Origin of the sequence: Streptomyces sp., from assembly GCF_036566765.1 — a bacterium.
Classification (GTDB): domain Bacteria; phylum Actinomycetota; class Actinomycetes; order Streptomycetales; family Streptomycetaceae; genus Streptomyces.
Genome location: NZ_DATCVQ010000295.1, coordinates 1 through 6,623, shown reverse-complemented (window position 1 = coordinate 6,623; position 6,623 = coordinate 1). Strand labels below are relative to the sequence as shown.

The 6,623-nt window shown below is 73.2% G+C and carries 4 protein-coding genes; all 4 read left to right on the top strand.

Annotated features, from left to right (window positions below; genetic code table 11):
• The coding region (locus VIU94_RS16855; protein ID WP_524540635.1) for a radical SAM family protein at positions 1 to 876 on the top strand (876 nt) is incomplete at its 5' end.
• A gap of 69 nt (positions 877 to 945) precedes the next feature.
• Positions 946 to 2,091: a hypothetical protein gene (locus VIU94_RS16850; protein ID WP_331912297.1), complete on the top strand. Its 1,146-nt coding sequence runs from the start codon at positions 946 to 948 to the stop codon at positions 2,089 to 2,091.
• Between the two features lie 126 nt (positions 2,092 to 2,217).
• Positions 2,218 to 2,997 carry a TIGR03936 family radical SAM-associated protein gene (locus VIU94_RS16845; RefSeq protein WP_331912295.1) on the top strand — a complete coding sequence of 260 codons (780 nt, stop codon included), beginning with the start codon at positions 2,218 to 2,220 and terminating at the stop codon, positions 2,995 to 2,997.
• Positions 2,998 to 3,231: 234 nt separating this feature from the next.
• The coding region (locus tag VIU94_RS16840) for an Rne/Rng family ribonuclease (RefSeq protein WP_331912293.1) at positions 3,232 to 6,623 on the top strand (3,392 nt) is incomplete at its 3' end.

The following is a 6,623-nucleotide window of genomic DNA, read 5'->3' as shown; positions in this document are numbered from 1 at the left end:
CGCGTCGACGCGTTCAACGTCGACCTGGCCAACGAGCTGACCCGCAACGGCCGTCGCTCGGGTCTCACCTTCGCCCCCGAGGGCGGCTCCGAGCGCATGCGCAAGGTCATCAACAAGATGGTCTCGGAGGAGGACCTGATCCGGACGGTCTCCACCGCGTACGGCAACGGCTGGCGCCAGGTGAAGCTGTACTTCATGTGCGGCCTGCCGACCGAGACCGACGAGGACGTCCTCCAGATCGGCGACATGGCGGTCAACGTCATCGCCAAGGGCCGCGAGGTCTCGGGGCAGAACGACATCCGCTGCACGGTGTCGATCGGCGGCTTCGTCCCCAAGCCCCACACCCCCTTCCAGTGGGCCCCGCAGCTCTCGGCGGAGGAGACGGACGCCCGTCTGGGGAAGCTCCGCGACAAGATCCGCGGCGACAAGAAGTACGGCCGCTCCATCGGCTTCCGCTACCACGACGGCAAGCCCGGCATCGTCGAGGGCCTGCTCTCCCGCGGCGACCGCCGCGTCGGCCACGTCATCCGCGCCGTGTACGAGGACGGCGGCCGCTTCGACGGCTGGCGCGAGCACTTCTCGTACGACCGCTGGATGGCCTGCGCGGAGAAGACCCTGCCCACGCAAGGCGTCGACGTCGACTGGTACACCACCCGCGAGCGCACCTACGAGGAGGTCCTGCCCTGGGACCACCTGGACTCCGGTCTGGACAAGGACTGGCTCTGGGAGGACTGGCAGGACGCCCTCGACGAGACCGAGGTCGACGACTGCCGCTGGACCCCGTGCTTCGACTGCGGCGTCTGCCCGGCCATGCAGACCGAGATCCAGGTCGGCCCGACGGGCAAGAAGCTGCTGCCGCTGTCCGTGATCAAGTAACCGACGCGTTCGGGTGACGGCCCGGTCTGGGGAGGAAACCCCAGGCCGGGCCGTTGCGTCATTCATGGCATGAGCATCGAGAAGCCGCAGCCTGTGCCCGGACCTGAGCCTGAGGGGTGTCTGACGGCGTTCGTCAGAATCCCCGTGCGGATCGTGGTGCTCGTCCTCGTGGTGCCGGTCCGGATGGTGTGGGACGTGCTCGTCGTCAGCGCCGAGTTCCTCCACCGGACGCTGCTGCGGCCCATCGGGCGCGCGCTGGCCTGGGTCTTCCGGCACGCTGTCGGGGTCCCGGCCGAGTGGCTGTACCGGTGGGTGCTCACGCCGGTCGGGCACGGTCTGGCGTGGTTCTTCGGCGGCGCGGGCCGGGTCATCGAGTGGGCGGTGGACCGGGCGGGGATCGGGCTCGGCTGGTTGCTCAAGTTGCTGTTCGTGTGGCCGTGGGCAGGGCTCTGGCGGTATGTGGTGGTGCCGGTCGTCCGGTACGGGATCGCGATCCCGGCCGCCTGGTTGTATCGGCACGTCCTTACCCCCCTCGGCGCCGGGCTCGCGTTCCTCTTCGAGGCTCTGGTCGCCACGCCGCTGGCCGCTGTCTGGCTGTACGTCGTCGTGCCCGCCGTGCGGTACGGGATCGTCGTCCCTGTCTCCTGGCTGTTCCGCTCCGTGCTCGCCCCGCTCGGGCGGTGGCTCGGCAAGGCGCTGTTCGTGTGGCCGTGGGTGGGGCTGTGGCGGTATGTGGTCGTGCCGGTCGTCCGGTACGGGATCGTCGTGCCGTTCTCCTGGCTGTACCGGCGGGTGCTCGCGCCGCTCGGGCGGGAGCTCGTCGACGCGCTCACCGTCTGCTGGCGGATCGCCGGGTACGTCTCCCGGGCCGTCGGCCGGGCGGTGAAGTGGGTCGCGTGGAACCTCGTCGGCCGGCCCGCCGCCTGGTTCTACCGCAGCGTGTGCACGCCCGTCGGCCACTTCGTCCGCGACAGCGTCTGGGCCCCGGCCCGCGCCGCCGCCGTCGAGGCGGGCCGGTCCGCCCGCGCCGCGCTCGCCTCCGCACGGGAGACCGTGCGGCAGGCCCGCCGCGACGCCTGGCGCGCGCTGGTCGGCGGGCCCCGGGCGACCGAGGCTGTGGAACCGGCGGTGACCCGGGCGCGTACTCTGGGTAGTACAACTGCTGTCCCCGGCGTGGCGTCCGCCCCCGAGATCTCCCTGCGAAAGCGGGGGTGAGCCGGGCGGGACCCCCAGGGCCACCACCCGAATTTCGAGGGCGGAGCGCCACCCGCGCCCGCCCCGCACCGAGGAGAAGAACCACTGGGCAAGCGACAGCCCGAAGGCCCGCCGCCCGCACCGGCGGTGCAGCGCATCCGACTGCGCTACACCAAGCGCGGCCGCCTCCGGTTCACCAGCCACCGTGACTTCCAGCGCGCGTTCGAGCGGGCGCTGCGCCGCGCCGAGGTGCCCATGGCGTACTCGGCCGGATTCACCCCGCACCCGAAGGTGTCGTACGCCAACGCCGCCCCCACGGGTACGGGATCCGAGGCCGAGTACCTCGAGATCGCCCTCACCGAGTTCCGCGACCCGGAGACCCTCCGGGCCCTGCTCGACGAGTCGCTCCCGGCCGGCCTGGACATCACCGACGCCGTCGAGGCCCGGACCTCCGGGCTCGCCGACCGGCTCACCGCCTCCGTGTGGGAGCTGCGGCTCGACGGCGTGGCCGTCGAGGAGGCGGAGAAGGCCGTCGAGGCCTTCCTCGCCGCCGAGGTCGTAGAGGTGCAGCGCAAGACGAAGAACGGCATGCGCACCTTCGACGCCCGTTCCGCCGTCGCGGACCTCACCGCGGCTCGTCCCCCGGCTGATAGGCCGGTGGAGGGCCCCTGTGCGATACTGCGGCTGGTTGTTCGGCACGTAGCACCTGCCGTGCGACCCGACGACGTCCTGTCCGGTCTCCGAGCTGTGGCCGACCTGGCGCCGCCGGTCCCCGCAGCGGTGACCAGGCTGGCGCAGGGGCTCTTCGACGAGGAGTCCGGCACGGTGACCGACCCGCTCGCGCCCGACCGCGAGGCAGTCACGGCCGCCCCACCCAAGGCCGCCGAGACCGCCCCGGCGACGGCGCCGGGTACCGGTTCCGCGTAAGGAGCGGTCGTCGTAGCGCAGCCCTGGCACTCGGGAGCCACCTGGGTCGGGCCGCGCACTGACCTGAAGACTTTCGCCAGGCCGTCCGCATGAGGCGTACGGAACCGGCGAGCCAGACACAGAGCTCCCGTGCGGCGCCCGCGCCCCGGACGGCGGCACCGCGCTCACCATGCGACGTGCCGCCGGACCGGAACCAGACGCGGCGCCCGGGAGCGTGACGGGAGAACCGCCCGCATGCTCGAGCAGCACGAAGAAGACAACGCGAACAACAACGCCCCTGGTGACAAGCTGCCGCCGCGCCGTAGGCGCCGCGCCGCTTCCCGCCCCGCGGGCCCGCCGGTCGCCGGCGACACGACGGGCGCAGAGGCCGCAGTGGCCGCCGCACCGGACGTCGAGGAGACCCCGGCCGTCGCCGAGGAGACCCCGGCGACCGAGGCCGCTCCGGCGCGCCCGCGCCGCCGTGCCACCCGCAAGGCCACCTCGCCGGTCGTCGAGACCGCCGAGGTCGTCGAGGCCGTGGCCGAAGAGGCCCCGGTCGAGGAGGCCGCGCCGCCCGCGCGGACCCGTCGCCGGGCCACCCGCAAGACGACCGCGCCGGTCGCCGAGACCCCCGAGACCCCCGAGGTCGTCGAGGCGGCTGTCGAGGAGGCCGAAGAGGCCGCTCCGGCCCGTACGCGCCGTCGCGCCACCCGTAAGGCCACCGCCCCGGTGACCTCTCCGGCCGTGGCCGAGGAGATCGTGGTCGAGGCCGTGGCCGCGGAAGAGCCCGAAGAGGCCGTGGAGGCGGAGCCGGTCGTCGAGGCCGCGCCGCCGGCCCGTACCCGCCGTCGCGCCACCCGCAAGGTCACCTCGCCCGAGCCGGTCGCCGAGGCCGCCGCCGAGGCCGAGGAGGAGACCGCCGGCGAGGCCCTGCCGCAGGACGTCGTCGCGCAGATCGCCGTGGACACCCCGGCCGCCGCCGAGGTCGCCGCCGCCGAGCAGGCCGCCACCCGCGGTCGTACGCGCCGTCGCGCCACCGCCCCGCAGTTCACCGCCGAGCCTGCCGCCCCCGCGAAGGCCGAGGAGGAGCCCGCGCGCGGCCGTCGCGCCGCCCGCCCCTCCGTCGCCGTCTTCCAGCCGCCGGTGTTCACCGAGCCGATGTTCCAGACGCCGGAGACCGCCGCCGCAGCTGCCGCTGCCGCCGTGGAGCCGGAGGAGGAAGAGGAGACGGTCGAGGTCGTCGAGGCCGTCGAGGTCGCCGAGCGCGAGACCGGCCGTCGTCGCCGTCGCCGTCGTGGCGAGCCCGTCGCCGTCGAGCCCGTGCCGAGCACGGTCGCCGAGGAGCCCGAGGTCGAGGCCGAGGAGGCCGAGGAGCCCGAGGCCGTCGAGGCGGAGGAGACGGACGAGTACGAGGACCGTCCCTCCCGCCGTCGCCGCCGGGGCGGCCGCCGCCGTCGTCGCGGTGAGGCCGCCGATGCGGAGGAGGCCGAAGAGGCGCAGGCCGAGTCCGAGGCCGAGCAGGCCGAGGAGGAGCTCGAAGAGGGCGACGAGGAGGCCGAGGAGGACGAGGGCGGCGCGCCGTCCGGCTCCAGCAGCTCGCGTCGCCGTCGCCGTCGTCGTCGCCGCAGTGGTGACGGCGCGGGCGAGGCCGAGGCCGCCGAGGAGGACGGCGTCCGCACGGTCGTCAAGGTCCGCGAGCCGCGTCCGGCCCGTGAGAAGGCCGAGCCGTCCGACGAGGTCCAGTCGATCAAGGGCTCGACCCGCCTGGAGGCGAAGAAGCAGCGCCGCCGCGAGGGCCGCGAGCAGGGCCGCCGTCGCGTCCCGATCATCACGGAGGCCGAGTTCCTGGCCCGCCGCGAGGCCGTCGAGCGCGTCATGGTCGTCCGTCAGAACGGCGAGCGCACCCAGATCGGCGTCCTGGAAGACAACGTGCTCGTCGAGCACTACGTCAACAAGGAGCAGGCCACCTCGTACGTCGGCAACGTCTACCTGGGCAAGGTCCAGAACGTGCTGCCGTCGATGGAGGCCGCCTTCATCGACATCGGCAAGGGCCGCAACGCGGTGCTCTACGCCGGTGAGGTCAACTTCGAGGCGCTCGGCATGGCCAACGGGCCGCGCCGCATCGAGAGCGCGCTGAAGTCCGGTCAGTCGGTGCTGGTCCAGGTGACCAAGGACCCGATCGGCCACAAGGGCGCGCGGCTCACCAGCCAGGTCTCCCTCCCCGGGCGCTACCTCGTGTACGTCCCCGAGGGCTCGATGACCGGCATCAGCCGCAAGCTGCCCGACACCGAGCGCGCGCGTCTGAAGACCATCCTCAAGAAGATCGTCCCCGAGGACGCGGGCGTCATCGTGCGCACCGCCGCCGAGGGCGCGAGCGAGGACGAGCTGCGCCGCGACGTCGAGCGGCTGCAGGCGCAGTGGGAGGACATCCAGAAGAAGGCGAAGAGCGGCAACGCCCCGACGCTGCTCTACGGCGAGCCGGACATGACCGTCCGCGTCGTCCGCGACATCTTCAACGAGGACTTCTCCAAGGTCGTCGTCAGCGGTGACGAGGGATGGGAGACCATCCACGGATATGTCTCGCACGTCGCCCCCGACCTGGCCGACCGGCTGTCGAAGTGGACCTCCGAGGTCGACGTCTTCGCCACGTACCGGATCGACGAGCAGCTCGCCAAGGCGCTGGACCGCAAGGTCTGGCTGCCCAGCGGCGGTTCGCTGGTGATCGACCGGACCGAGGCGATGGTCGTCGTCGACGTCAACACCGGCAAGTTCACCGGCCAGGGCGGCAACCTCGAGGAGACGGTCACCAGGAACAACCTGGAGGCGGCCGAGGAGATCGTGCGCCAGCTGAGGCTGCGCGACCTCGGCGGCATCATCGTCATCGACTTCATCGACATGGTCCTGGAGTCCAACCGGGATCTGGTGCTGCGGCGCCTGCTCGAGTGCCTGGGCCGGGACCGGACCAAGCACCAGGTCGCCGAGGTCACCTCGCTGGGCCTGGTCCAGATGACCCGCAAGCGGGTCGGCCAGGGCCTGCTGGAGTCCTTCTCCGAGACCTGCGTCCACTGCAACGGCCGCGGTGTCATCGTGCACATGGAGACGCCGACCTCCGCCGGTGGCGGCGGCAAGCGCAAGAAGCGCGGGCGCGGTGGTGACGGACACGAGCACGTCCACGAGGCCGTGGCCGCGGTAGAGGCTCCCGAGGCGCCCGAAGAGGTCGAGACCGAGGCCGAGCTCGCCGCCGAGGTGGCCGAGCCCATCGCGCTCACGCCGGCTGAGTTCGCCCCGGACGAGGAGCTGTACAGCAGCGTCGCCGAGGCGGAGGCCGCGGCCACGCGCGGGCGTGGTCGCCGTAGGTCGAGCCGTAGGGCGTCGGCTCCGGCCGGTGCCCCGCGGGGTGGCGGGTCGAGGAGGTCGGGCGGTGCCGAGGCGCCGGCCGACCAGGAGAGCCCGGTCTCCGAGGACGTCGAGGTGCCGACCGCTCAGGCCGTGCCGGCCGAGGTGGAGGCCGAGCGTCCCGTGCAGCCGGAGACGGCCGCCGAGGCGCAGGCCGTGCCGGTCGCCGCGGAGGACCCCGTCGTGGAGGCCGTGTCCGCGAGCGAGCCCGCCGCCGACGAGGCCGCTCCCCAGGGGCGTACGCGCCGCCG

Bases quoted from the DNA above. Each gene is read 5' to 3' on its own strand.
- VIU94_RS16850 (WP_331912297.1), top strand. From the start codon at position 946: ATGAGCATCGAGAAGCCGCAGCCTGTGCCCGGACCTGAGCCTGAGGGG.